The following is a 24,715-nucleotide window of genomic DNA, read 5'->3' on the forward strand; positions in this document are numbered from 1 at the left end:
AGGTTCAAGGTTCAAAACCCGCCTGGCTGACCCGGATTTCGTCCGGGGAGAAGCATGTCCGCATGCGCTCCAGCACGATTCGGTAAGCATCCGGACCGTACCATTCCTCATATCCGCCTTCTTCATAAAGGGCATCCAAGCCAAGCCTGCGCGTGCGTTTGCCTTCGCTGCCGTCGCCCATGAAATAATCGTCGATGCAAATGCGCTGCGTAAGCGGCCTCAGCAGGGAAGCGAATCGTTCGCTGCTTGGCAAAACCGGAGCGATCGCTGCCTGCGTCGGAATGCCTGCGTCGCGCAGTGCGGCAAGCGCTTTTAATCTTGCAGCGATCGGCGGCGCAGCCGGGCTGAACAGCTTGCGGACATGCTCCAGATCGGTTTCCACCGTCATGCTTACACGCACGCGCTGACCCAAGGATTGAAGCAGGTCGATATCCCGGGTGACGAGAGGACTGCGGGTCTGGACCAGCACGAAGTCTGGTGGATCGTCGGCCATCACCTCCAGCAAAGAGCGCGTGACACGTTCTTTATGTTCGACTGGCTGATAAGGATCGGTGCTGGAGGACATAAATATCGTCACAGGACCTTTGGCCTTGGCACGTTTGAGCTCGCGGACAAACACGGCGGCGGCCTGCTGCTTCACATCGACCCAACTGCCCCAGGCCTCACCGCGAAACAGCGCCACCGGCATCTGCCTGACATAACAATATGAACACGCAAAGGAACATCCGGCGTACGGATTCAACGTGTGGGAATACCCTTGAAGGAAGCCGCTTCCTTTGTTCATCAGCGATTTTGGCGTTTTATGGAAAATGGTCGCTTTCATGAGTCATCACCTAACTTTTCCCGATACTGTGCGGGCGTGAGGCCGGTCGATTTTCGAAAGAGGGTACTAAAATAAGCGGCATTCGGTATGCCGACCTTGGGCCCGATCTCGGCAATGGAAAGGCTCTGGTCGCGCAGCAAGCCTTTGGCTGCAGCCATCCGTTTCGTTTGAATGTATTGAACCGGCGTCATGCCGGTGACCCGCTTGAATACGCGGTGCAAATGATAGGGACTGCCGTGACTCGCAGCGGCCAATGCGTCCAGCGTAATTGCTTCGGCATAATGGACATGAATATAGTCGGTAACGACGGCAATCCATTCCTGGTCCGGAACCCGTTTTCCCGTAGGCTTGCAGCGTTTGCAAGGTCTAAACCCGCGATTCAGCGCCTCATCGGCGTTTGCGAAGAGCAGAACGTTTTCGGGAAGCGGAGCCTTGGATTTGCAGGAAGGACGGCAGAAGATGCCTGTTGTCGCGACGCCGTAAAAGAATCGCCCGTCCCAGGACGCATCGTTGCCGATGATGGCTTTCCAGTGTTCCTCGCTCAAGGATAACGATTTTGCGCCGGCTCGACGGTCTGCGGCATGTTTCATGGCACTCACCTCCAGTTCCATTATAACCGTCTTGAGATCGTCAACAACGGTGAAAGAACGTAAAAGCAAGATTTCAAAACGAATTTCTGAGAAGTCCAATAGAGCATGCGATGAGGTGAGGTGCTGCCTTCAATCTGAATGCAATATAAGCTACAATGTACTGGAGACTGATAATAATATTTACTCATCGATGAAAGAGGTAGGTAGACATGGTTCGTTTTGGCGTGGTAGGTACGAATTGGATTACGGAAAGGCTGCTGGAGGCTGCCGTGCAGGTCGAAGGTTTCGAGTTGACGGCCATCTTTTCGAGAACCGCGGAGAAGGCGAATGCCTTTGCCGATCAATATCAAGCAGAACATCGGTTCACGAATTTGGAAGAAATGGCAGCGAGCGAGCATCTGGATGCCGTATACATCGCTACGCCCAATACGCTTCATGCCGCGCAGGCAGAATTGTTTCTGCGTAACGGCAAACATGTGTTGTGCGAGAAGCCTTTGGCGGCCAACAGCGCCGAAGTCGGTCGCATGATCGAGGTTGCGCGCAAGCACGATGTCCTCTTGATGGAGGCCATGAAATCGACCGTGCTGCCCGTGTTCCGGATGGTGCAATCGCATCTGCACAAAATCGGGCCTGTTCGCAAATACGTGGCCAGCTATTGCCAGTATTCCTCGCGTTATGACAAATACAAGGAAGGCGTCGTGCTGAACGCATTTAAACCGGAACTGGCGAACGGGGCGCTGATGGATCTTGGGGTGTACTGCCTGTATCCGCTGATTACCCTGTTTGGCGCACCCCAGCAGGTGCAGGCGCAAGCGATGATGCTGGATTCCGGCGTGGACGGCCAGGGCAGCGTCCTTTTGAATTATGAAGGATTGGAAGCCGTCGTGACGTATTCGAAAATTTCGAATTCCTATGTTCCTACCGAAATTATGGGCGAACGGGGCAGCATCCTGATCGACAAAATCGGATCCCCTGAACAGGCCGAAATCCGGTACAACGACGGCACCGTCGAGAACATTGCGGCGGATCAGACGCACCCGGTCATGTATTATGAGGTGGAGGAGTTCGTGAAGCTGATCGAAGAGGGCAGACGAGAGTCGGACATCAATACGTATGAACGCTCCCTGGTCACGATGCAGGTCATGGATCGGATTCGGAAGCAAATCGGACTTGTTTTCCCGAATGATTGAATGAAAAATTGGAAAGTCGAGGCGAGTAGAGATGAGCGAGAACAGAAGAGAAGAGCAAACGGGACGGTCGTCCGCTTTGGAGCTGGACCAGATCGTGTTTATCGGAAGAACGTTTGAAGAATACGTGCGCATGTTCGATCTTCGTCCGGAAGAACTGCGTGGCACATCCATTCTGGATTGTCCGGGAGGCGCATGTTCCTTTACGGCGCGAGCCTGCGAGCTCGGTGCCCGTGCCGTTGCGGCCGATATCGCGTATGCGTTTGATTTGGAGAGTTTAAGGTTGAAGGGGCAGGCAGACATCGATCATACGATGCGGCAGTTGTCCAAAGTAAGCGACGGCTTTCGTTGGGAGGAGCACGGGTCGATCGACGGCCTGAAAGTGGAACGATTGCGTGCGCTCAGAGAGAGTACCGATGACATGGCCAACTTTCCGGAACGTTATGTCTCAGCCGTGCTGCCTGGTCTGCCGTTTGAGGATGAACGGTTCGATTTGACGTTATCGGCCCATTTCCTTTTTACCTACGCAGATCAGCTGGATCTGGATTTCCATGTGCGTACCTTGCGGGAGCTGCTGCGGGTGACCAAAGGGGAGCTGCGCATTTTCCCTACGGCAGATCGTTCGGGGAAACGCTACAGTCAAATGGATGAGCTGCTGGCTTCGGTGGCGGATTCCGGGTATTCCGTATCGGAAGTGAAGACCGCATACGAGTTCCAGTCGGGCGCACACACGATGCTAATCATCCGAAAATGATCTTATCAGGCAGGGATTTTCCTCCGCTGTGGAACATCAGTGGTTGAAATCAGGCAGGTTGCCGCTTTCCGGAATTTGTTGTTCTTCGTCAGCGCCCGTTATAATTTGGTTTAAGTCAGAACGTGCAGAGGAGGTTAAATGGGAATGAAAAAAGTGCTTATTCTTGGCGGTACGCGTTTCTTTGGCAAACGTCTGGTAGACCATCTGTTATGGGAAGGCCAATCGGAGATTACGATCGCTACGCGCGGCAATACGGATCCAGGTTTCCCAGAAGAGGTGAGAAGGATCAAATTGGACCGGGAAGATCCGCAATCCCTTGCGGCTGTCGCGCAGTCAGACCACTGGGATGTCGTCTACGACAACATCTGTTATTCGCCGAATGACGCCACATCCGCTTGTGAGGCCTTCAAGGGAAGAACGCGGCGTTATGTGCTGACGTCAACGTTGTCCGTCTATGGCGATCCGCGCCCCGGGTTTACGGAGACCGATTTTGATCCATATACATATCCGGTCCAACCGGGAGGCCGCGACGATTTCTCCTACGGTGAGGGCAAACGGCTGGCGGAGGCGGTATTTTTCCAACAGGCAGATTTTCCGGTGGCTGCGATGCGCATCCCGATTGTGCTCGGCATCGATGATTATACGAAACGTCTGCATTTCCATGTCGAACATGTTCAAAAAGGCAAGCCGATCGGCATTCCGAACAAAGATGCGGAGATTGCCTTCATCAACTCGACCGAAGCGGCGAGGTTTCTCGCATGGCTTGGCAAACATTCGTTGACGGGTCCTGTCAACGCTGCATCCAAAGGCACGATCACCCTGTCGGCGATGATGAACCTGATCGAAACCGTGACCGGCATGCAGGCCCAGATCCTGACCCGGACAGGGCCGGAAGACATGTCGCCGTTCGGCGTGGCGCAATCGTGGTTCATGGATACAGCGAAAGCGGAGCAGGAAGGGTATTCGTTCGAGGCATTGATGGACTGGTTCCCGGGTCTTGTCAGAGAAGTCGCGCTGGCGCTTCAATCCAACGTTTGAACGATAATGTCCCAGAGTATGATTAATGCGACCACGAATCTACGATCGAGCTGAGCATACGCGGTTATTATAAAGAGACCATGCATCCAACGCGATGCATGGTCTTTGTTTATCAAGCGGCGGATGAAACCATACCCGGAACCATCCGCGTATTCAGCAAATTGCTCCATCACTCACCACGGTGCAGATCGTGGTGAAGTCGCCGACGCGCGTATGCGCAGCTCCGATGGCAGAATGACCGTCTGGGGCTCGGCTGGCGCCTTGTCCTCGATCCGATCGATCAGCATCCGCATGCCTCGGGCGCCGAATTCATAGGCCGGCTGCGCCGCAACGGTCAGGAACGGATCGAACGCGGACGCTGCATCCAGATCGTCGAAACAGACGACCGAAACGTCGTCAGGCACGGCAAGCCCTTTTTTTCGCAAAATCCGAATGACTCCGATCGCAACGAGATTGTTCGCGGCAAAAATGGCCGTAGGGCCGTCCGGGCCGTCCAGTAATGAATGGAGCGCTTGCTCGTCCCGGAAATCCCGGTAGTCTGTCCGCAGCACGAAGGATGGATCGGCATCTAGTCCGGCTTCCTGCAATCCCTCCATATACCCCTGTTCCCGCAAGCGGGCCGTCGACACATCGGGAGAACCATTGACGAGCGCAATGCGCCGGTGGCCGAGTTTCACGAGGTAACGCATCAGCTGGAGGGCGCCTTCGCGGCTGTCGCCGGCAATAACGTCTGACGTGATGCCCGGAACGGTGCGGTCCAGAATGACAAACGGAATGCTGCGTGCCTGCAATTGCTGCAAATGGTCCAGCGATCGGTCTCCGGCAGGCGCAAACAGTACGCCGTCGACCCGAGTGGACAGCAGGGCCTCGACATAACTTTTCTCCTTCCCGTAATCTTCATCGCTGTTGGCGAACAGCAGACGGTATCCGCGTTCATGGGCTGCATCCTCCGCTCCCCGTGCCAGGGTAGTATAGAACGGATTGGTAATATCGGTAATGAGCAGGGACAGTATGCCGGTACGCTGAAGCACGAGACTTCGTGCGTTTGAATTCGGAATATATCCGAGCTCGTCAATGACCTGCTGCACGCGCTCACGCGTTGCGGAGCTGATTCGCCCCGTCTGATTGATGACTTTGGAAACAGTCATCGCAGAGACGTTGGCTTTTTTGGCAATGTCATAAATGGTAATCAATATGATCGAACCTTTCTCGGGTGATGTTCCTCCCATTTTATAGGATGACCGCGATTGACAGCAAGAGAAGTGCATGCTATGTTAGGGTTACCGATAACCCTACTAACAAAAGACTTCATTTTCACAGCATCCTTCTTGCCTAAAATGGCTGTTTACATCATAGAAGGGTGAAGTACATATCCATTGAAAATGAGGTCCCATGCGCAGAGATTGTATCGGTGTTTTTAACCAAAGTTATGTAAACGCATTCAAAACGAGCGAAACCCCGTATACAAGGCTGTGGGCACAAGAAAATAAGGCATCGTAACGTGATTCGCGAAATTCCATGGACCCATTAAAGGAGGACGCTTAACGATGACACATCAGGATTACCGTTATAAGCAGGCTTTTCCCAAGATTGGCATTCGTCCCACGATTGACGGAAGACGCAAGGGAGTTCGCGAATCGCTGGAGGAGCAAACGATGCGCATGGCCACCAGCGTGGCCGAATTGATCTCGGCTGAACTTCGATACCCCGACGGCTCGCCGGTAGAATGCATCATTGCCGAATCCTGCATTGGCGGCGCCGCCGAGGCTGCGGCTGCAGGTGAACTGTTCAACCGCTCCAACGTTGGCGTTACGATTACGGTCACCCCTTGCTGGTGTTACGGCACGGAAACGATGGATATGTCTCCTTCGACGCCGACGGCGATTTGGGGATTCAACGGCACGGAGCGGCCGGGTGCGGTATATTTGGCGGCTGTACTTTCGGCTCATGCCCAGAAAGGGATTCCGGCGTTCGGCATTTACGGTGAACATGTTCAGGATGGGGGAGACTCTTCGATTCCGGACGATGTGCGGGAGAAGCTGCTGCGTTTCAGCCGCGCAGCGCTCGCAGTAGCGACGATGAAAGGCCGGGCTTATCTGTCGATCGGTTCGGTTTCCATGGGGATTGCCGGCTCCATCGTGAACGATGCGTTCTTTCAAGAATATCTCGGCATGCGGAACGAATATGTGGACATGAGCGAACTGACGCGCCGCATCGAGGAAGAAATCTACGATCCCGAGGAATACAAGCTGGCGCTCGCTTGGGTGAAAGAGAACTGCATTGAAGGCCCGGATAACAATCCACCGCATTTACAGACGGATCGCAAGCGGAAGGATTACGAATGGGAAACGGTCGTGAAAATGACGCAAATCGTGCGGGATTTGATGGCCGGAAATCCAAGGCTTGCCGAGCTCGGTTATGCCGAAGAATCGATGGGTCACCATGCGATCGTATCCGGTTTTCAAGGACAACGCCAGTGGACGGATCATGCGCCGAACGGGGATTTCCTCGAATCGATGCTGAATTCCTCCTTCGACTGGAACGGAAGACGTGCGCCTTATCTTGTCGCTACGGAAAACGACAGCTTGAACGGCGTATCCATGCTGTTCGGTTCCTTGCTGACACATACCGCGCAGATTTTTGCCGATGTGCGTACGTATTGGAGCCCGGACTCCGTCAAACGGGTAACAGGACATCAGCTGGAAGGCCTTGCGCAGGACGGTATCCTTCATCTGATCAACTCCGGTTCGGCGGCGCTGGACGGCACGGGCGAACAGACCCGGGACGGTAAACCGGCGCTGAAGCCGTTTTGGGAAATAACGGATGAAGAAGCCAAGGAGTGCCTGGGGGCCACATCCTGGAGACCGGCATCGGTGGAATATTTCAGGGGCGGCGGTTTCTCGGCGGATTTCCTTACGCGGGGCGGCATGCCTGTCACGATGACCCGGCTCAATCTGGTCAAGGGACTTGGCCCGGTGCTTCAAATTGCCCAAGGATATACGGTGGATCTGCCGGAGGACGTGCACGATGCGCTCGATCAACGCACGGACCCGACTTGGCCATCGACCTGGTTTGCCCCGATCCTGACCGGTTCGGGAGCCTTTACCTCCGTGTACGAAGTCATGAACCAATGGGGAGCGAATCATGGCTCCATCTCATATGGCCATATCGGCGCAGACCTGCTGACGCTGGCTTCCATGCTGCGCATACCGGTCAGCATGCATAACGTGCCTGCTGAAGACATTTTCCGGCCGCGAGCATGGGGACTGTTCGGAACGAGCGAACCGGAAAATGCCGATTACCGCGCATGCAGCACCTTTGGCCCATTGTACCGCTAGGATCTGCTTACAGACATTGTCGATCATCGGTTCTAAAAGGAGGAATAGCGGATGGGAAAGCAGGCAATCCGCGTGCTTGCCGCGGATTTCGGGGCCGGAAGCGGCCGGGTGGTTCGGGGCAGCTATGACGGCGCAAAGCTTGAGTTGCAAGAGGTGCACAGGTTCGCCAACGATCCCGTGCAGCTCGGCGCAGACCTGTATTGGGATTTCCTGCGGCTCTATCATGAACTCAAGGAAGGCATCGCGAAAGGGGCACGGTCCGTGTCCGGGATCCGTTCCATGGCGGTAGATACATGGGGCGTTGATTTCGGCCTGGTGGACGAAACCGGGAGGCTGCTTCGAAATCCGCGCCATTATCGCGATGCAAGCAACAAAGCGTGGATGCAGGAGGCCGTGCGCCTCGTTAGCGAACGGGAACTGTACCGGATATCCGGCGTATTGCCCCAGCAGATCAACAGCGTGTTCCAATTGTTCGGACGTGCGCGGGAGCATGCCGGACATCTGGGTTCGGATACGCGGATGATGTTCATGCCGGATCTGTTCCACTATTATCTCTCTGGCGTGCAATCTTGCGAATATACGATCGCAAGCACCAGCGGGTTGCTTCAGGCTGGGCGATCGCAATGGAACGAACCGCTTTTACACCGGTTGGGGCTGCCGGAAACGTTGTTCCCCGAGGTCGTTCCTTCTGGAACGATCCTAGGTGGACTGTCCGGCGACCTGCGCAAAGAATTGCAGACTGGCCCCATTCAGGTTGTGGCTGCGGGTTCACATGATACCGCCTCCGCCGTTGCGGCCATTCCAGCCACAGGTTCGGACCATGCGTTTATCAGCTGTGGAACATGGTCGCTTATGGGCATGGAAATGGATAAGCCGGTATTGAATGATACGGCCCGCGACCTGGGGTTTACCAATGAAGGTACGGTAGATGGCAGGATTCGCCTGCTCAAAAACCGATCCGGCCTGTGGCTTCTACAGGAATGCAAGCGACAGTGGGAGCGGGAGGGGCGATCGTTCTCGCACGAGGAACTGGTCCAGCTCGCCGCCACGTCCACACCGCACCTGTGTTACGTCTCCTTGGCTGACGAAGCGTTCATGGCACCGGGCAACATGCCAGAGCGGATTCGCAAGCAGTGCGAGGCCAGCAGGCAAACGGTGCCCGTGACGGTTGGAGCCGTCGTGCGCTGTATCATCGAAAGCCTTGCCCTGGAGTTCAGGCAGACGCTGGAAGAACTTGAACGGGTTACGGGGGTTGAGCCGCGCGTGATTCATATGGTGGGGGGCGGGGTGCATAACCGGCTGCTGTGTCAGTTGACCGCAAATGCTGCCGGCATTCCGGTCATCGCTGGCCCAGCCGAGGCTACCTCGGCCGGAAACTGCATGGTCCAGTTGATGGCCCAGGGCGAATTTGCCCATCTCGGCGAGATCCGGGAGGTCATGAAGGTTTCTTTTTCACCACAGACGTATGAACCCCAGGAAATGGCGCAATGGCAGGAAGCATACGGCACGTATCAGCGCTTGAACATGCAGACGTAAATAGAATGATCTAAACCTTGGATATAAAGGAGTGGAGAGGACATGTTGGAACAGACGGAACAGCAGGTGCGGGAGGAACTGACGAAGTATGCCAGAAAAGCGGTCGCGCAAGGACTGGTGGTAGGACCCGGCGGAAACATCAGCGCACGCGCGGGCGACACGATGCTGCTTTCCCCGAGCGGTTATGCGCTGGAAGAACTGGAACCGGATGAGTGGGTTGCCGTGGATATTTCCACGGGGGAGACGCGGCCAGGCTCTCCCCGCCCTTCATCCGAAGTGCTGATGCACTTGTTCGCGTATCGCGTTAATGCGGGCATTCAAGCGATCGTACACACGCATCCGGCCTACACCATTGCGCTCAGCCTGGTATACGACGAACTGCCACACCTCTTTCCCGATCAATCCGCACTCGTGGGGGACATCGGTATGGTCCCTTATGTACTGCCAACCACCAAACGCCTTGCCGATACCGTCTCCGCGAAAGTGGGACCAGGGCAGCATAGCGCCTTGATCCTGGCGAACCATGGTCTGGTGACGATCGGCAAAAATCTGCGGGAAGCCTATTATCGTACACAAGTCGTTGAGGAAAGCGCCAAGGTGTACATGATCGCCCAGTCGGTCGGAGAACCCAGAGCGCTCACGGCTGAACAATATAAAGAGATCCAATCTCTGGAAACGGAGGCGTACCGCGTCCAGCTGCTGCAGCAGCTTAAATCCTGATTCGTGAAAATAAATGAATTTCTTTTTTCGACAACTATTGCATATCCGCTATTTCCGAGTATAATACTTGGTAAACAAACCGTAGGGGGATGCAATAAACGATGAAAACATACGATGAATTGAACTCGCTGCTTGTCGACGATTATCTGGATCTCCTGAACATGGCTGACCGGCTTGGGGATGATGAATGGAAGCAATCCATTCTGGATGCACTCCGCGAAGAGGTAGAGGCAAACCGCCATCGGGATTCGCATGAGGTCAGACACGACCTCTGGGTACAGTTTGAACATATTAATGAACAAATGCATGCTTTGCTGCTGCAGTTGAAGGATACGGACGAACCGGACGAAAAAGAAAAAATCATCGAGGAATTGTGGGGGCTTAAAGTCGACCGCAATGCCATTTCACGCAAGTTGGAAACGATCACCCGATCCGGTGCCGGCAGATAATACAACAGCTTTCGCTCTAAATATATATAATCATATAGATATATACCGCCAAGCTTGTCTATCCTAGCGCTATGCTAGGAGAGGCAGGCTTTTTGTGCGGGAATAGTGACCCTTGCAGCGATTCATGTATAATGAACAGGACGCGTTTTCCAAGGCTTGTGGTGGGACAACGTTAAGTCAGGCATAATTGGGCTTATAGTGAAGCGAGGCGAGCAGGGATGGATTTGGAAAAGCAAAGACTGAGCATTGAAGCAGCCAAATTGTACTATCAATCGGATTACAGCCAGCAGGATATCGCCGAGAGGCTCGGCGTGTCGCGCCCTACGGTATCCCGTTTGTTACAGTACGCCAAGGATCGCGGGTATGTACGCATCGAAATTATGGACCCGCTGGAGGACATCGACATCATTGCCGACGAGTTGAAAGCCAAATATGGGCTTGAAACGGCGCTGGTCTGTTTTGCTCCGATCAAAAGCGATGAAGAGATCCGGAAACACATCAGCAAACGTGCGGCCGATTATATGCATGAGATCGTGCAGGATACCGATATCATCGGCGTGACCTGGGGAACGACGATGCATGACGTGGCCCGGCAGCTGCGCCCAAAACAAGTCAAGGGCGTTGAAGTCGTTCAGCTGAAGGGCGGAGTCAGCCATTCACATGTGAATACTCATGCGGCAGAGATTGCGCATTTGTTCGCCGAAGCCTTTCATACCGTTCCGAGGTATTTGCCGTTGCCGGTCATTTTCGACAATATCGAAGTGAAGAAAATGGTCGAAGCCGACAGGCATATCGGAAGGATCGTGGAACTCGGGAGACAGGCCAACATCGCGGTCTTCACCGTGGGAACGGTGAAAGAAGATGCGCTTCTGTTCAAATTGGGCTATTTCAACGAAACGGAGCAGCGGCTTCTGATGGAAAACGGCGTGGGAGACATCTGTTCCCGCTTCTTTGACGCGGAAGGCCGATTGATCAGCGATGAGATCAACAGCAGAACCGTGGGGATCGATTTGGGCGAGCTGCGCAAAAAAGACAAATCGATTCTCGTTGCCGGTGGGCAGCGTAAGATCGAAGCCATCCATGCGGCATTGAGAGGACATTATGCGAACACCCTGGTTACGGACCAGTACACGGCGCAAGCACTGCTGCGAATGTAAAGCCGCCGCCGAATCGCGGCAGATCCTTAAGCCGCCGTTGGAATAATGCTTGCCAGGGGCAAACCGGTTAATATAGAAAGCAGTTACAACATCTGCCAAAGACAATCGGTGGATGTTTTGTTTTTTTAGGCAAAAGATAAGTCGTATGGCAACCCAAGTTATCTTAACAGGTTGAACGAAAGTTCAAATTGATTTTTACATATGTTCATGGTAGTGTAACAGTATGGAATTCATCAGTTCAGAAAACTAAGGGAGAGATTCGATTGAATACATCACAACTCGCAAAAATGATTGATCATACCTTGCTGCGCGCCGATGCTACGCAAAGTGAAATCCATAAACTGACGGAAGAAGCGAAACAATATCAATTTGCTTCCGTTTGCGTCAATCCGGGCTGGGTTGCTTACGCCACCGAACAGCTTCAAGGCACTGGCGTCGATATTTGCACGGTCATCGGTTTCCCTCTGGGTGCGTCCACATCCGAAACGAAAGCATTCGAAACCAAAGATGCCATTGCCAAAGGTGCTACCGAGGTGGATATGGTCATTAACATCAGCGCTTTGAAGGACGGCAAGGACGATTACGTGGAGCAGGACATCCGTGCGGTCGTGGAAGCTGCAGCAGGCAAAGCGTTGGTGAAAGTCATCATCGAAACCTGTCTGCTTACCGATGACGAGAAGGTTCGTGCTTGCGAAGCGGCAGTTAGAGCAGGTGCTGATTTCGTTAAAACGTCCACAGGATTCTCCACGGGCGGAGCCACTCCGGAAGACATCGCGCTGATGCGCCGTACGGTAGGCCCGAATGTAGGCGTTAAAGCATCCGGCGGCGTGCGCAGCCTCGAAGACATGCAAAAAATGATCGAAGCAGGCGCAACGCGCATCGGAGCCAGCTCCGGCGTGAAAATTATGCAAGGCGGACAATCCACATCTTCTTATTAAGGCAAAGCTATATAAACCGCACGAATTAATCACACTAGGGCACTAGCATACAGGCCTAGTTCCATTAGCCATGCAGTAGATTCCGCTCTTTTCCATAAGAGAACAACTCAACGCTGGCTATTTGGATTCCGGCTCTATTGTAAGCGCTTCACCTTGTTTCTGAAAGGTTAATTCATGGCAAAGCAACCTTTGATCCGAAGACTTGCATCAGGCCCAACCAACTTCAAAGGAGTGAAGACATGAAATTTCTGATCGCGATTGTCGGTTTGCTGGTGGTGTTTGGACTAGCTTATCTCGCCAGCAACGGCCGAAAGAACATTCGTTACCGTCCCCTTGCCGTCATGATCGTTCTGCAGCTAATACTTGCTTATTTGCTGCTCAATACTGAGATCGGCACATTTTTGATCGGCGGTTTTGCGTCTGTTTTTAAAAACTTGCTCGATTACGCGAACGAAGGGATCTCGTTTGTGTTCGGCGGATTGACGACCGTCGGCGCGGAGAGCGGAGGCGTTCCGTTCTTCTTGAGCGTGCTAATGCCGATCGTTTTTATCTCGGCGCTGATCGGCATATTGCAGTATATCCGAATCTTGCCTTTTGTTATAAAATATATTGGTCTGGTATTAAGCAAAATCAACGGAATGGGCAAACTGGAATCGTATAACGCGGTTGCTTCAGCCATACTGGGGCAATCGGAAGTGTTCATTTCGGTCAAAAAGCAAATCGGCCTGCTGCCAAAGCATCGACTGTATACCCTGTGCGCCTCGGCCATGTCAACGGTATCCATGTCGATCGTCGGGGCCTATATGTCCATGATTGACCCGAAATATGTGGTTACGGCACTGGTGCTGAACCTGTTTGGCGGTTTTATCATCGCGTCCATCGTCAACCCTTACCGGGTTACCGAGGAAGAAGATATATTGGAAGTGCAGGAAGAAGGGAAGCAATCGTTCTTTGAAATGCTGGGCGAATACATCATGGATGGTTTCAAGGTCGCCATCACGGTAGCGGCGATGCTTATTGGCTTCGTGGCTTTGATTGCGCTTGTGAATGGCATTTTTAGCGCCGTGCTCGGCATTTCATTCCAGCAACTGCTCGGTTATGTGTTTGCCCCGCTTGCGTTTGTGATGGGTATTCCCTGGGGAGAAGCGGTGCAGGCAGGAAGCATCATGGCGACAAAGCTGGTCTCGAACGAATTTGTGGCCATGCTGAGTCTGACCCAGCAAACGGCGCTGTCTGCCAGAACGACAGGCATCGTATCCGTCTTTCTGGTGTCGTTCGCCAATTTCTCCTCCATCGGCATTATCGCCGGTGCGGTGAAGGGCCTTCATGAAAAACAGAGCAACGTGGTGGCCCGCTTCGGTCTGAAGCTGCTTTACGGTGCATCGCTGGTCAGCGTGCTGTCCGCGGTCATCGCCGGACTGTTTTTGTAAGCCGGATCATTTGGAAGGAGTGCTTCAACTATGTCAACATTCAAAAGAATACACCTGATCGTCATGGATTCCGTCGGAATCGGCGAGGCGCCGGACGCAGCGGATTTCGACGATTATGACGTCGATACGTTCGGCCACATCGCGCGTGAGCGCGGCGGGCTGAACATGCCTCATATGGCCAGCCTGGGGTTGTCCAACATCAAGGAAATCGAAGGCGTGGCGGTAGCGGATGCGCCGAAGGCGTTTTACACCAAAATGCAGGAAGCGTCCAAAGGAAAAGATACGATGACAGGTCACTGGGAGCTGATGGGGCTGTACATCGATACGCCGTTTCGCGTATTCCCCGACGGCTTCCCGGATGAGCTGATCCGGCGCATCGAAGAAAAAACGGGCCGCAAAGTCATCGGCAACAAGCCGGCGAGCGGTACGGAAATCATTGACGAGCTGGGCGAAGAGCATGTAAAGACCGGTGCGTTGATCATTTATACCTCCGCAGATTCGGTGCTGCAGATCGCTGCGCATGAAGACGTCGTTCCGCTGAAGGAATTGTACGAAATTTGCGAGTTCTGCCGCGAAATCACGCTGGATGACCCGTACATGCTCGGCCGCATCATCGCACGTCCGTTCGTGGGTGAACCAGGCAGCTTCAAACGTACGGCGAACCGCCATGACTACGCGTTGAAACCGTTCGGCCGCACCGTGATGAACGAGCTGAAGGACGGCGGTTTCGATGTCATTGCGCTTGGCAAAATTTCCGATATCTATGACGGCGAAGGGGTGACCAAGGCGATTCGTACCGTTTCCAACATGGACGGCATGGACAAGCTTTCCGAAACGATGGACGAAGCGTTCACTGGCCTTAGCTTCGTTAACCTGGTGGATTTCGACGCGTTATATGGCCATCGCCGCGATCCGCAAGGTTATGCGCAAGCGCTGGAAGACTACGATGCACGCCTGCCGGAAATTATGGGTAAAATGACGGAAGACGATTTGCTGATCATCACAGCAGACCACGGTAACGATCCAACCTATCGCGGAACGGATCACACGCGCGAGTATGTGCCGCTGCTGGTATACTCCCCTCGCTTTGCAGGAGGCAAACGGCTGGAGCAGCGACGTACGTTTGCCGACGTAGGAGCAACCGTGGCCGACAATTTCGGCGTAAAACTGCCGGAACATGGCACAAGTTTCCTGAGCGAACTTAAATAATCGGGAGGAGCAATGAGCCGGGGCAGTCCTGCTGCTTCGGCTTAGCTTCGCCCATGGTCGATGAAAGTCGACACACCTGATAAACGAACACAATTCATTGGTTAATGGAGGAGAACATACGATGAGTACACATATTGGAGCAAAACCGGGAGATATTGCGGAAACGATTCTGTTGCCGGGAGATCCTTTGCGGGCAAAATACATTGCGGATACGTACCTTGAAGACGTGGTGTGTTATAACGAGGTGCGCGGCATGCTTGGTTTCACGGGTACATATCAAGGAAAACGGATTTCGGTGCAAGGTTCGGGCATGGGCATTCCTTCCTTCGCGATCTATGCGAACGAGTTGATCCGCGATTATGGCGTTAAAAACCTGATTCGCGTGGGCACTTGCGGAGGCATGCAGGAGCACGTTCGCGTTCGCGATGTCATTTTGGCCCAAGCGGCTTGTACGGATTCCAGCATGAACAAGCTGGTGTTCGGCGGATACGACTTTTCTCCAATCGCGACGTTCTCTCTGCTTAAGGCCGCATATGACCGCGCTACCGAAAAAGGCATGAACATTCATGTCGGCAACGTGTTCAGCTCCGATTCCTTCTATCGCGACGACCGTTCCGTGACAGAAAAGCTGATGCAGCACGGCGTATTGGGCGTGGAAATGGAAACGACAGCACTGTATACGATTGCAGCGAAGTTCGGTGTAAACGCGCTGACGATCCTTACCGTAAGCGACCACTTGTTGACAGGCGAAGAAACGTCGGCCGAAGAACGCCAAAAAACGTTCAACGACATGATGGTTGTCGCCCTGGATACAGCCATTACGCTGTAAGTATGACACCAATTCACAATATAAACCTCAAAGGAGAGATCAGGCCATGAGAATGGTAGACATTATAGCCAAGAAACGCGATGGGAAAGAGCTGACGACGGCCGAGATCGATTTTGTCGTTCAAGGATATACCCAAGGCGAAATTCCGGATTATCAAGTCAGTGCATGGGCGATGGCCGTGTATTTCAATGACATGACGGACAAAGAGCGTGCTGACCTTACCATGTCCATGGTGAATTCCGGCGAAACGATCGACCTTTCCGCCATTGAAGGCATCAAGGTAGACAAGCACTCCACCGGCGGCGTAGGCGATACTACGACGTTGGTGCTGGCACCGCTTGTAGCGGCATTGGACGTACCGGTAGCGAAAATGTCCGGACGCGGCCTGGGCCACACCGGCGGTACTACGGACAAGCTGGAATCCGTTGCCGGTTTCCACGTCGAGCTGGAAAAAGAAGAGTTCATCCGGCTTGTGAACGAAAACAAAGTTGCGGTCATCGGACAAAGCGGCAACCTTACGCCTGCGGACAAAAAGCTGTACGCATTGCGCGACGTGACGGCAACAGTCAACTCCATTCCATTGATCGCCAGCTCGATCATGAGCAAAAAAATCGCCGCCGGCGCTGACGCGATCGTGCTGGACGTCAAGACGGGCGCGGGCGCGTTCATGAAAACCGCAGAGGACGCCAAAGAGCTTGCGCACGCGATGGTCAGCATCGGCAACAATGTCGGCCGCAAAACGATGGCGGTCATCTCCGACATGTCCCAACCGCTTGGATTCGCGATCGGGAATGCGCTTGAAGTGAAAGAAGCCATTCTGACGCTGCAAGGCAAAGGGCCGAAAGATTTGGAAGAGTTGTGCCTGGCACTCGGGCGGCAAATGGTGTTCCTCGCAGGCAAAGCGGATTCGCTGGAAGATGCCGAGGAAAAACTGAAAGAAGTCATCCGCAACGGCAAAGCGTTGGAGAAGTTCAAGCAGTTCCTCGCCAATCAGGGCGGCGACGCTTCGGTCGTGGATCATCCGGAACGTCTGCCTCAGGCTCAATATCTCATTGAAGTGCCTGCGGATAAAGATGGATACGTAGCGGAAATTATCGCTGACGAGATTGGTACGGCGGCCATGCTGCTTGGTGCCGGACGCGCAACGAAAGAATCCGAGATTGATCTGGCCGTTGGCCTGATGTTGAACAAAAAAGTGGGGGATGCCGTCAAAGCGGGCGAATCCCTTGTTACGATCCATGCCAATCGCGAGGATGTCGCAAGCGTGATCGAGAAAATCAAGGAAAACATTACGATTGCCGATCATGCGGAAGCTCCGGTATTGGTACATGGTATAGTAACCGAATAAAAGGACGAAATACATTACGAAAAACCGCAGGCATGGTGGAAACCCATGCTTGCGGTTTTTTCTTTAGGCTCTGTTTTATTCTAATGTTTAACTGAATACCCAGATGGAATCTCTCCATCCGAGTAGTAACGGATGGTTTTACCCTGCTTTTCAGCATACTCAATTTCTTTTCGCGTGCTGTTGCCAATGTAACCATCGACATTAATAACGAATATTTCGTCCGAAATATCAATCTTTCTCAAATGAATGTTTCCCAGTAATTCAGCTTGTTCTTGTGTGATTTTAAAACCTTCGCTTTGTTCAAAGAAGGCTAAGCCAATAACTACATTTCCTTGAAGAGTAAGATATGCATTTGCTTGTTCAAATTGATTCTTGAATTTTGTAGAACCGCATAAAGTGATAACCTTCATGATTACATCCTTTCTCAGTTATCATAGGAGACAAGAGGTGACATGCATGTTTTTATTATTCGACGTTGTGTTTTCATATTCCTTGCTGTCTACGTAGCGAAACTAAGCCGGATTATGTTTCTAAATACTTAGTTGTACATCGTTAAAGTGGTCCATCCTGCGTTTCAAGCGGCTGTGTTCGTAAACATCAAATATCAACATTAAGAATTAAACATAGCTTTCTTTTATATGCTTTTTATTGCCCCGTATCGCTATTCTGAAGTTGGTCATAGGCTTCCACCGAATCTGCGTTGGTGTAGATGTAAGGCGTCGACGGTTCAGCCACAGGAATGACTTTGTCAGCACGAATTTCCAGCCGATCTTTGCCGTCCACCTGCACGGAACCGATGCTGCCGTCGATTTGGACCCAGCTGTCGGTGGGGAAGGCCGCAGCGTCGGGCACATGGATCATAATGCCGAAGGGAGCGGCGTCCGCCGGGCAGCACATGACCAGGAAACGACCAAGGGCAAAGTGGGAATCCTGATTCATGTCTTCATCCCGGTATACGAAGCCCGTTAACGAGATGGATTTGCCTGCAAATTGACGTTGAAACATGTCGATGGCACCAAGCGTTTCCGAGAAAATCGCCGGATGGACCTGAATGACCTGTTCGCGGTACAGCTTTTGGGCGAGATCGGCGAACTCCTGGCTGTATTCGTCAGGCGGTATGAATTGCACTTGCCCCGCGGCAGCTGCATTGGAAGCTTTGGACGCATCCATTCTGGATGGGAGCCCGTTAATATCCTGCACCTTCATGGCGTTTGCTTCCGGCAAAGGCTCTTTGCGTCGGATTTCGGGAGGTGCGTAAGAAAGCGCCATGCCTTTCTGACTAGCCATCGCGCTGCCCAATGCAAGATCAGGCAACAAAAAGCCGAGCAGTAAAGGAAAACAAACCAACCCGTAGGTAAGGGAGGTACGAATCCATCCCGAAGGCGGTGGATGCTCGCAATCGCAATGCACATGCTTATGACCGAAAACGCCTTGCCAACCCATGATTGCCGAGATGAACAAGAGCGGCACCGGACAGCACAAGAGCAGCGGGTGCAGCGAGGGAGCCAAATAATAGTGCAGCGAATCGGTTTCGTTGAGCCGAATAATGTATATGGCCAGCGCACCGAGCCAAACGGAACGAAACAGGCTGTGCCATTGCACGCGAACTGAACGGGAAAAGCTAGTACGCATTTTTGGGGATGATCGTAACACGGCAGCCATGGCATCGACTCCTTTCTTTTCTTCTGCGGTTCGTGTATCTTCAGCTGCGAGCAGGCAAGATGCTCAGAATCTTCGGCAGCCTTAAAGCTAAGCTACCTCATGCAAATGCATTGATTAACCACGATCCCGCAAACACCAGAACGATGATGGCGATCGCAAGGCCAATGACAAAGCGGGTGCGGAACGTGGACAGCAGCATCAAGGTGCTTTTGAAATCGAGCATTGGTCCGAGCACGAGAAAAGACAACAGCGGCCCAAGGGCAAACGTATGTGAGAAAGCTGAAGCAACGAAGGCATCGGAAGTAGAACACAGGGACAGCACGTAGGCGAACGCCATCATGAATACATAGGACGAGATCGGCCCGTTTCCGAGGGAAATCAAGTCGGCCCGGCTGACAAAGGTTTGAATGCAGGCAGTGATCACGGCGCCAAGAACCAAATATTTGCCCATGTCGAACAGCTCGTCTCCCGCATGAATGAAAAAGCTGCGCCAGTTTTTGGGATGTTCATGATCCGAATGATCATGTCCGTTATGGACGTGCGGATGTGCCATCTTGAAGCCGGGATGCGTTCTCACCGTCGTTTGTACGGACAGTTCGTCCGGTACATTTGTTTTGCGGAGCGGATTTTGTTTTGCGAACAGATAGACGAGTCCCCCGACGATGGCCGCAACGGCGAAAGCCAGTCCCATGCGGGCGATCACGATTTCGGGATGGGATGGAAAGGCAAGCAAGGTGGCCGTGAACACAACCGGATTTACTACAGGTCCACTGAGAATAAACGTCGTGGCGATGTAGGCAGGCATGCCTTTGCGCATTAACCTGCGCACGACCGGAATCATGCCGCACTCGCAAATCGGAAACGCGATGCCGAGCAGGCCTGCGGCGATAATCCCCAGCACGGGGTTTTTTGGCGTCAGCCTGCGCACCATGTCTTCGGACACAAACCATTGCATCAGGGAAGAGAGCAGTACGCCAATGAGGAGGAACGGCATGGCTTCGAGCAGGATGCTGACCAATATCGTTTTTATGCTTTGCATACTCCCGCTGTTCCAGGCTTGCTGCAGGTCCGGCGCCATGAGAACAAGTACGGGGATGAGAAATGCGCAGGGAATAAGGAAGGTAAGGAGCTTCAGATTGGCCGCCAGCTTCATCGACAGACCTCCACAATCGTTTTGTTTAAGATATATGCTTGTACCTTGGACAACATAACTGTTGGCAGGCATCTAATCATAAAAATTACGATTTATTAGCATGTAAAGACATAGCGCCGTTGACATTGCATTTGCTATAAGGTATATTACTACTTGTTAATCGTAATTATTACGATTAACAAGAGCATTCTGTTTATTATACAGGTTGAACTAAACAATTAAACGATAACGGAGAGGGCAGAAAGAATCTGGAGAAGCGGGGGAACGATACATGGAACAACGACAAGCACGCAGCCTCATTCCCGTCACCGTATTGAGCGGATATTTGGGAGCGGGCAAAACAACTTTACTGAATCATGTGCTCCATAATCGCCAAGGCATGAGAGTGGCTGTGATCGTCAATGATTTGAGCGAGGTGAATATCGACGCTGGGTTGATCCGGGATGGCGGAGGTTTGTCTCGTATCGATGAGAAACTGGTGGAAATGTCCAATGGGTGCATCTGCTGCACCTTGCGCGAGGATTTGCTGAAAGAGGTGGAGCGACTCGCTTTGGAAGGCTCCTTTGATTATATTTTGATCGAATCGACAGGGATTGGCGAGCCTGTGCCTGTTGCTCAGACGTTTACATACATCGACGAAGAACTCGGGATTGATCTGACGAAATTTACACGCCTCGATACGATGGTAACTGTGGTGGATGCAGCCCAATTTTGGCGGGATTTCTATTCAAGGGAGACGCTGATGGATCGCGGCCAGGAAGCCGGTGAAGGAGATACGCGGGGGATCGTGCACCTGTTGACCGATCAGGTCGAGTTTTGCGATGTATTGGTCTTGAACAAATGTGATTTGGTGACGGAAGAGGAATTGCTCAAGCTGGAGAAGGCGCTCCGCGCGATGCAGCCGACAGCCAAACTGATCCGAACGACGAATGGGCGAATTGATCCGCATGAAATTTTGAACACGGGGCGTTTCGACTTCGAAAAGGCAAGTCAGTCTGCGGGCTGGATCCGGGAATTGATGAAGGAAGAGCATACGCCCGAGACGGAGGAGTATGGCATTCACTCGTTCGTATATCATCGCAAACGTCCTTTCCATCCCGAACGCCTGCTTCGATGGATTGCCAAGTGGCCGGACAGCATCGTTCGTTCGAAAGGGCTGATGTGGCTTGCGACGCGCAACCATATGGCCGTTTCCTTTAGCCATGCCGGTACATCGAAGCAGCTGGCTCCGGCAGGATTGTGGGTCGGCGCGATGAGTGAGGAGGAACGTCATTTGCATTTTGGCGATACGCTGCCGAACATTCCGGATTGGGATGAGACGTGGGGGGACCGGGTAACCAAGCTTGTGTTCATCGGCATTGACATGGACCGTTCGGAGATTGAACGGACACTGGACGAAACGCTGCTGACGGATGAAGAGATGCAGCGGAATTGGAGGGATTTGAAGGATCCGTTTCCGACGTGGCATTGACAACAGAAAACAATTCAGCTACTATGATTAAATAGTAATTATTACGATTTAAGAAGACGAAGGAGGCATCACCCATGAGAGTCATCGTAACCTTAGCCTGCACCGAGTGCGGGGACCGCAACTATACCACCACCAAGAACAAACGCAATCACCCGGAGCGGCTGGAAATGAAAAAGTATTCCCCCCGCCTGAAAAAAATGACGATTCACCGCGAAACGAGATAAACCGGTTTGCTAGCTTGTACATAACAAGTGTACAATATATGTAGCCAAGTAACAGGGGGGTAGCACCCTCCCAGAACTTTTGAGAGCACAGCAATGTGCTCTTTCGTTATTTTTGGATTGGCTATACCGTGTAGTTCCAGAAGAAACGATCTTGAGGCGCACAAGCATGTTCTTGTTTTTGCATACAGCCCAATGGGCGTTTTAGTAATAGGAGGTTTGGATATGGATGAAGATGCCCGTTTAACGACCCGTTCGAATGCCGATTCTCAGGATGACAGCGATTCAGCTTCAACATTACATAACCGTTCCCGTGCGGTGGAAGCAGCAACGATCCTTCCGCCCTCGGCGGAACAGGAAGTGCTGTTCAGCAACCAACCCGCTCACCTCTGGAAAAGGCGCAGGCAAGAGCTTCTCCAGTGGACGGAACGCGATAAAACAACCGTTTCTCCCAAACGAACGACGTTATGGAATGGGATCGAAGTGGATTTCGAGTTGGTTTCTGCCTTGGATCTGATGTCTCAAAAGGGAATGCTGACCGAATATTCTTGTGCAGGAGTAAGCCCCCTCGATGAACCTGTGGACCATTCCTTGTATGCATATGTTACACTGGTACAGAATGGGGCGGCTGACCAATTCGTAGAGTTTGCGATGAACCGTATGCGAAATAGGCTGCTTGTCACACTGGATCAGCTCACCGGCCGTTATGACCTGTCATCCTTCTTTATCGGCCATAACCGCAGTTTCTGCTGGTGGATGCAGCATTGCGCTGCGCGGTTCGAAATCCGAAACGAATAGTCGGCTTCGTCCGTATTTTCGCGAATATGATTGAATGGAAAGCAGGGGTGGCACCACATTTGAACAAATGGCTCAAGACGATATTGTTTTTGCTGGGCTCGGCGTTTCTTACACGTTTTATTCCGTTTTCATCGTTGTTCCGCAATTTGGATACGATGATCCACGAGTTCGGCCACGCGCTTGTTACGCTGCTATTATCCGGCAAAGTGCTGCGCATTGAGTTGTATGCCGACCATAGCGGCGTTACGTATTCCTCGATGCTTACGCCCGGCAGGTCGATCCTGGTTTCTCTGGCCGGTTATATGTGCGCGTCGCTGTTTGCCTGGCTGTTGTTTGTTCTTTATCGAAAAGGACGGCACATGTGGGGACTCGGGATCATGACCGCGGTCGCTGCCGTCTCGCTTCTGCTGTATGTCCGGGGAGAATTCGGCATGTTATGGCTAACGGGTTTTATCGCGCTGAATGCGGTCATCATGATTTTTGGCGCCAAATTCGCCAAGTTCTATTATCTTTTGCTGGCGTTTCTTACGTTGGAAGAATCCGTAGTTAGCGCCATGTACGTGGGTTGGATGTCCTGGACGCATCCTTCCGCTGCGGGAGACGCAACCAATCTGGCCGGCCAGACCTTTATGCCTGCATTGTTTTGGGGCACACTTTTTGCCTTGTTTGCGCTATGGTGTGCCAAAGGAGCGTTGACTTCCTTTTTTGGCAAAAACGCCGCATCCGGGGCCCGCTCTCGCAGAGTACGACAACGCAGTGCATAGTTGAATGGGAAAAGAGCAAATCCTGCGGGCAGGGAGTAGTAATCTTCCACCGCAGTCCAAAAAGCGCCCCCTTGAAAGGGAGCGCTTTTCTCGTGAAAATCAATCGCCCAAATTTTCCCACAGGACATAAAAATAATAAATTTCCTCCATAATCGCCTTATCGTCTTTTGCGGCGACGCCGCCCTTCATGCGGGCAAGCGTGCCCAGAATGTCATAAATCGTTTCACGCTCCACGCTGAACTGGATGCGATCCACGATTCGGTCCCACGCCTTCAGGGCATATTCGATTTCTGACTTGGCTTGGGTCCACTGTTTGGCTTCAACTTGTTTCTCCAGCGATTGCACCGATTCAACCAAGCGATCATTCTCGCCCCACGGTTTTTTGAGAATCGTTCCCGTAGCCATGACGGCGCAAAAGATGAGAATCAGAACGATGGGAACCACATAGAGCAGCCACAATCGTGCTTTCATCGTATCCCCTCCTGCAGTGTAATCTTTCCGTTAGAACGGCCCTTCGTAGTCGCCCATGTCCGTTTTCTCCGTGATTTTGTCTTCGAAAAGGTCGATGTACAGTTTATCATTGGGCAAAATGGCGGCAAAGGCGATGTCTTGGATCGTTATTTTTTTCTTTTTAAGCTGCTCGGTGAGCCAATGAATGTCCTTGTTTCGTTCTTCGAGATTTTGTTTGATCAGTACACCGTCAATGATCAGCTCTGTCATGAGCTTGTTCGGGCTTGTCTTCATGTGCATATCCTTGGCCGTCACCGGTTGGTTCTCCGGCTTCAGGACAACGGAGAGACTGCCGTCCGGTTCAAGAATGCCATAGTCGACCGTCGTAATGTCGAACACGTCTTTTTGCCGCAGCATCATCGTCAGTTCATCGAATTTCACGCGCATTTTATGCATGTTTTGTTCCAAAATTTTGCCGCTCTGGATCACCAGCGTAGGATCGGAGTCAAACCATTTGGACACGGTACGATTTTTCAAGGTCACATATTGAAAAATAATCGTAACCAACGTAAAAATGGTCAGCGCGACGAAATGAATCCATGCTTTGGAGGAAAGGTCCGTGGCGAACGTTCCCGCAATCGAACCGATCGTAATGCCGTTTATGTAATCAAAGTACGTCAGGTTGCCCATTTGCTGTTTGCCCAGCACCCGCGTGTAAATCATGAGGGTCAGAAAAGCGATAACCGAGCGTACTGCGACCACCCATGTTTCTTCCATCATCGAGAAATCACCGTCCTTTGTATACCAGCTTTTCCCGTCTCTTAACATCTTATTCCACAAAAAAAGAAGC

General features: G+C 52.4%; 25 protein-coding genes. 17 read left to right on the plus strand and 8 right to left on the minus strand.

Translation table 11 applies throughout. The annotated features are described in order from the left end of the window. Positions 1-4: 4 nt before the first annotated feature. The gene (locus MKY59_RS15535) at positions 5-823 is read right to left on the minus strand and encodes a radical SAM protein (protein ID WP_339278288.1); all 819 of its coding nucleotides are present in this window, start codon (positions 821-823) and stop codon (positions 5-7) included. Beyond that, entirely contained in the window at positions 820-1,413 is a 594-nt protein-coding gene (locus MKY59_RS15540; RefSeq protein ID WP_236414243.1) for a bifunctional transcriptional activator/DNA repair enzyme AdaA, read from the minus strand. The genes MKY59_RS15535 and MKY59_RS15540 overlap by 4 nt, the downstream gene beginning before the upstream one ends. Positions 1,414-1,622: 209 nt before the next feature. Between MKY59_RS15540 and MKY59_RS15545 the strand changes: the two genes are divergently transcribed. From MKY59_RS15545 to MKY59_RS15555, 3 genes are all read left to right on the plus strand, one after another. Further along, positions 1,623-2,603: a Gfo/Idh/MocA family oxidoreductase gene (locus tag MKY59_RS15545; RefSeq protein ID WP_339278289.1), complete on the plus strand. Its 981-nt coding sequence runs from the start codon at positions 1,623-1,625 to the stop codon at positions 2,601-2,603. Positions 2,604-2,634: 31 nt separating this feature from the next. Then, positions 2,635-3,354: an SAM-dependent methyltransferase gene (locus tag MKY59_RS15550; RefSeq protein ID WP_339278290.1), complete on the plus strand. Its 720-nt coding sequence runs from the start codon at positions 2,635-2,637 to the stop codon at positions 3,352-3,354. 144 nt (positions 3,355-3,498) lie between these two features. Then, the gene (locus MKY59_RS15555; RefSeq protein ID WP_339278291.1) at positions 3,499-4,392 is read left to right on the plus strand and encodes an NAD-dependent epimerase/dehydratase family protein; all 894 of its coding nucleotides are present in this window, start codon (positions 3,499-3,501) and stop codon (positions 4,390-4,392) included. Positions 4,393-4,565: 173 nt separating this feature from the next. Here the strand turns inward: MKY59_RS15555 and MKY59_RS15560 are convergent, their stop codons facing one another. Next, complete coding sequence (locus MKY59_RS15560; RefSeq protein WP_339278292.1) at positions 4,566-5,585, minus strand: LacI family DNA-binding transcriptional regulator; 1,020 nt, start codon at positions 5,583-5,585, stop codon at positions 4,566-4,568. A gap of 354 nt (positions 5,586-5,939) precedes the next feature. Between MKY59_RS15560 and MKY59_RS15565 the strand changes: the two genes are divergently transcribed. The 10 genes from MKY59_RS15565 to MKY59_RS15610 all read left to right on the plus strand — a co-directional run bounded on the left by MKY59_RS15565 (position 5,940) and on the right by MKY59_RS15610 (position 17,346). Then, positions 5,940-7,730 carry an L-fucose isomerase gene (locus tag MKY59_RS15565; protein ID WP_339278293.1) on the plus strand — a complete coding sequence of 597 codons (1,791 nt, stop codon included), beginning with the start codon at positions 5,940-5,942 and terminating at the stop codon, positions 7,728-7,730. A gap of 51 nt (positions 7,731-7,781) precedes the next feature. Continuing rightward, positions 7,782-9,266 (plus strand): rhamnulokinase family protein, encoded by a 1,485-nt coding sequence (locus MKY59_RS15570; protein WP_339272162.1) that lies wholly within the window; start codon positions 7,782-7,784, stop codon positions 9,264-9,266. Positions 9,267-9,308: 42 nt separating this feature from the next. Next, entirely contained in the window at positions 9,309-9,986 is a 678-nt protein-coding gene (locus MKY59_RS15575) for a class II aldolase/adducin family protein (protein ID WP_236414252.1), read from the plus strand. 101 nt (positions 9,987-10,087) lie between these two features. Then, entirely contained in the window at positions 10,088-10,435 is a 348-nt protein-coding gene (locus MKY59_RS15580) for a hypothetical protein (protein WP_339272165.1), read from the plus strand. A 218-nt stretch (positions 10,436-10,653) separates the two neighbouring features. Next, the gene (locus MKY59_RS15585) at positions 10,654-11,592 is read left to right on the plus strand and encodes a sugar-binding transcriptional regulator (RefSeq protein WP_236414254.1); all 939 of its coding nucleotides are present in this window, start codon (positions 10,654-10,656) and stop codon (positions 11,590-11,592) included. Between the two features lie 287 nt (positions 11,593-11,879). After that, entirely contained in the window at positions 11,880-12,530 is a 651-nt protein-coding gene (gene deoC / locus MKY59_RS15590; protein WP_236414371.1) for a deoxyribose-phosphate aldolase, read from the plus strand. A 239-nt stretch (positions 12,531-12,769) separates the two neighbouring features. After that, positions 12,770-13,960, plus strand: a complete 1,191-nt coding sequence (locus MKY59_RS15595; protein ID WP_236414255.1) for a NupC/NupG family nucleoside CNT transporter — start codon at positions 12,770-12,772, stop codon at positions 13,958-13,960. Positions 13,961-13,990: 30 nt separating this feature from the next. Then, complete coding sequence (gene deoB / locus MKY59_RS15600) at positions 13,991-15,169, plus strand: phosphopentomutase (RefSeq protein WP_236414256.1); 1,179 nt, start codon at positions 13,991-13,993, stop codon at positions 15,167-15,169. Between the two features lie 121 nt (positions 15,170-15,290). Further along, complete coding sequence (gene deoD / locus MKY59_RS15605) at positions 15,291-15,998, plus strand: purine-nucleoside phosphorylase (RefSeq protein WP_236414257.1); 708 nt, start codon at positions 15,291-15,293, stop codon at positions 15,996-15,998. A 46-nt stretch (positions 15,999-16,044) separates the two neighbouring features. Next, the gene (locus MKY59_RS15610; protein ID WP_236414258.1) at positions 16,045-17,346 is read left to right on the plus strand and encodes a pyrimidine-nucleoside phosphorylase; all 1,302 of its coding nucleotides are present in this window, start codon (positions 16,045-16,047) and stop codon (positions 17,344-17,346) included. Between the two features lie 80 nt (positions 17,347-17,426). Here the strand turns inward: MKY59_RS15610 and MKY59_RS15615 are convergent, their stop codons facing one another. The 3 genes from MKY59_RS15615 to MKY59_RS15625 all read right to left on the minus strand — a co-directional run bounded on the left by MKY59_RS15615 (position 17,427) and on the right by MKY59_RS15625 (position 20,161). Next, positions 17,427-17,756, minus strand: a complete 330-nt coding sequence (locus tag MKY59_RS15615) for a hypothetical protein (protein ID WP_339272168.1) — start codon at positions 17,754-17,756, stop codon at positions 17,427-17,429. A 235-nt stretch (positions 17,757-17,991) separates the two neighbouring features. Continuing rightward, entirely contained in the window at positions 17,992-19,008 is a 1,017-nt protein-coding gene (locus tag MKY59_RS15620; protein WP_339272170.1) for a TIGR03943 family protein, read from the minus strand. Positions 19,009-19,105: 97 nt separating this feature from the next. Further along, positions 19,106-20,161, minus strand: coding sequence for a permease (locus tag MKY59_RS15625; protein WP_339272172.1), 1,056 nt, complete (start codon positions 20,159-20,161; stop codon positions 19,106-19,108). A 271-nt stretch (positions 20,162-20,432) separates the two neighbouring features. On the opposite strand from MKY59_RS15625, the gene MKY59_RS15630 reads away from it, so the two are divergent. The 4 genes from MKY59_RS15630 (at position 20,433) to MKY59_RS15645 (ending at position 23,415) form a co-directional block, all read left to right on the plus strand. After that, positions 20,433-21,632: a GTP-binding protein gene (locus MKY59_RS15630; protein ID WP_339272174.1), complete on the plus strand. Its 1,200-nt coding sequence runs from the start codon at positions 20,433-20,435 to the stop codon at positions 21,630-21,632. 74 nt (positions 21,633-21,706) lie between these two features. Continuing rightward, positions 21,707-21,856, plus strand: a complete 150-nt coding sequence (gene rpmG, locus MKY59_RS15635) for a 50S ribosomal protein L33 (RefSeq protein WP_036613813.1) — start codon at positions 21,707-21,709, stop codon at positions 21,854-21,856. Positions 21,857-22,078: 222 nt separating this feature from the next. Continuing rightward, complete coding sequence (locus MKY59_RS15640) at positions 22,079-22,651, plus strand: hypothetical protein (RefSeq protein WP_339272176.1); 573 nt, start codon at positions 22,079-22,081, stop codon at positions 22,649-22,651. 59 nt (positions 22,652-22,710) lie between these two features. Then, complete coding sequence (locus MKY59_RS15645; RefSeq protein WP_339272178.1) at positions 22,711-23,415, plus strand: M50 family metallopeptidase; 705 nt, start codon at positions 22,711-22,713, stop codon at positions 23,413-23,415. Between the two features lie 99 nt (positions 23,416-23,514). Here the strand turns inward: MKY59_RS15645 and MKY59_RS15650 are convergent, their stop codons facing one another. Beyond that, positions 23,515-23,886, minus strand: coding sequence for a DUF4363 family protein (locus tag MKY59_RS15650; protein WP_236414264.1), 372 nt, complete (start codon positions 23,884-23,886; stop codon positions 23,515-23,517). 30 nt (positions 23,887-23,916) lie between these two features. Then, positions 23,917-24,645, minus strand: coding sequence for a DUF421 domain-containing protein (locus tag MKY59_RS15655; RefSeq protein WP_236414265.1), 729 nt, complete (start codon positions 24,643-24,645; stop codon positions 23,917-23,919). Positions 24,646-24,715 lie beyond the last annotated feature (70 nt).

The sequence above is a fragment of the Paenibacillus sp. FSL W8-0426 genome, from assembly GCF_037969725.1.
In the GTDB taxonomy this organism is placed as follows: Bacteria; Bacillota; Bacilli; order Paenibacillales; family Paenibacillaceae; genus Paenibacillus; species Paenibacillus hubeiensis.

Bases quoted from the DNA above. Each gene is read 5' to 3' on its own strand.
- MKY59_RS15535 (WP_339278288.1), bottom strand. From the start codon at position 823: ATGAAAGCGACCATTTTCCATAAAACGCCAAAATCGCTGATGAACAAA.
- MKY59_RS15540 (WP_236414243.1), bottom strand. From the start codon at position 1,413: ATGAAACATGCCGCAGACCGTCGAGCCGGCGCAAAATCGTTATCCTTG.
- MKY59_RS15545 (WP_339278289.1), top strand. From the start codon at position 1,623: ATGGTTCGTTTTGGCGTGGTAGGTACGAATTGGATTACGGAAAGGCTG.
- MKY59_RS15550 (WP_339278290.1), top strand. From the start codon at position 2,635: ATGAGCGAGAACAGAAGAGAAGAGCAAACGGGACGGTCGTCCGCTTTG.
- MKY59_RS15555 (WP_339278291.1), top strand. From the start codon at position 3,499: ATGAAAAAAGTGCTTATTCTTGGCGGTACGCGTTTCTTTGGCAAACGT.
- MKY59_RS15565 (WP_339278293.1), top strand. From the start codon at position 5,940: ATGACACATCAGGATTACCGTTATAAGCAGGCTTTTCCCAAGATTGGC.
- MKY59_RS15570 (WP_339272162.1), top strand. From the start codon at position 7,782: ATGGGAAAGCAGGCAATCCGCGTGCTTGCCGCGGATTTCGGGGCCGGA.
- MKY59_RS15575 (WP_236414252.1), top strand. From the start codon at position 9,309: ATGTTGGAACAGACGGAACAGCAGGTGCGGGAGGAACTGACGAAGTAT.
- MKY59_RS15580 (WP_339272165.1), top strand. From the start codon at position 10,088: ATGAAAACATACGATGAATTGAACTCGCTGCTTGTCGACGATTATCTG.
- MKY59_RS15585 (WP_236414254.1), top strand. From the start codon at position 10,654: ATGGATTTGGAAAAGCAAAGACTGAGCATTGAAGCAGCCAAATTGTAC.
- deoC (WP_236414371.1), top strand. From the start codon at position 11,880: ATGATTGATCATACCTTGCTGCGCGCCGATGCTACGCAAAGTGAAATC.
- MKY59_RS15595 (WP_236414255.1), top strand. From the start codon at position 12,770: ATGAAATTTCTGATCGCGATTGTCGGTTTGCTGGTGGTGTTTGGACTA.
- deoB (WP_236414256.1), top strand. From the start codon at position 13,991: ATGTCAACATTCAAAAGAATACACCTGATCGTCATGGATTCCGTCGGA.
- deoD (WP_236414257.1), top strand. From the start codon at position 15,291: ATGAGTACACATATTGGAGCAAAACCGGGAGATATTGCGGAAACGATT.
- MKY59_RS15610 (WP_236414258.1), top strand. From the start codon at position 16,045: ATGAGAATGGTAGACATTATAGCCAAGAAACGCGATGGGAAAGAGCTG.
- MKY59_RS15615 (WP_339272168.1), bottom strand. From the start codon at position 17,756: ATGAAGGTTATCACTTTATGCGGTTCTACAAAATTCAAGAATCAATTT.
- MKY59_RS15620 (WP_339272170.1), bottom strand. From the start codon at position 19,008: ATGGCTGCCGTGTTACGATCATCCCCAAAAATGCGTACTAGCTTTTCC.
- MKY59_RS15625 (WP_339272172.1), bottom strand. From the start codon at position 20,161: ATGAAGCTGGCGGCCAATCTGAAGCTCCTTACCTTCCTTATTCCCTGC.
- MKY59_RS15630 (WP_339272174.1), top strand. From the start codon at position 20,433: ATGGAACAACGACAAGCACGCAGCCTCATTCCCGTCACCGTATTGAGC.
- rpmG (WP_036613813.1), top strand. From the start codon at position 21,707: ATGAGAGTCATCGTAACCTTAGCCTGCACCGAGTGCGGGGACCGCAAC.
- MKY59_RS15640 (WP_339272176.1), top strand. From the start codon at position 22,079: ATGGATGAAGATGCCCGTTTAACGACCCGTTCGAATGCCGATTCTCAG.
- MKY59_RS15650 (WP_236414264.1), bottom strand. From the start codon at position 23,886: ATGAAAGCACGATTGTGGCTGCTCTATGTGGTTCCCATCGTTCTGATT.
- MKY59_RS15655 (WP_236414265.1), bottom strand. From the start codon at position 24,645: ATGATGGAAGAAACATGGGTGGTCGCAGTACGCTCGGTTATCGCTTTT.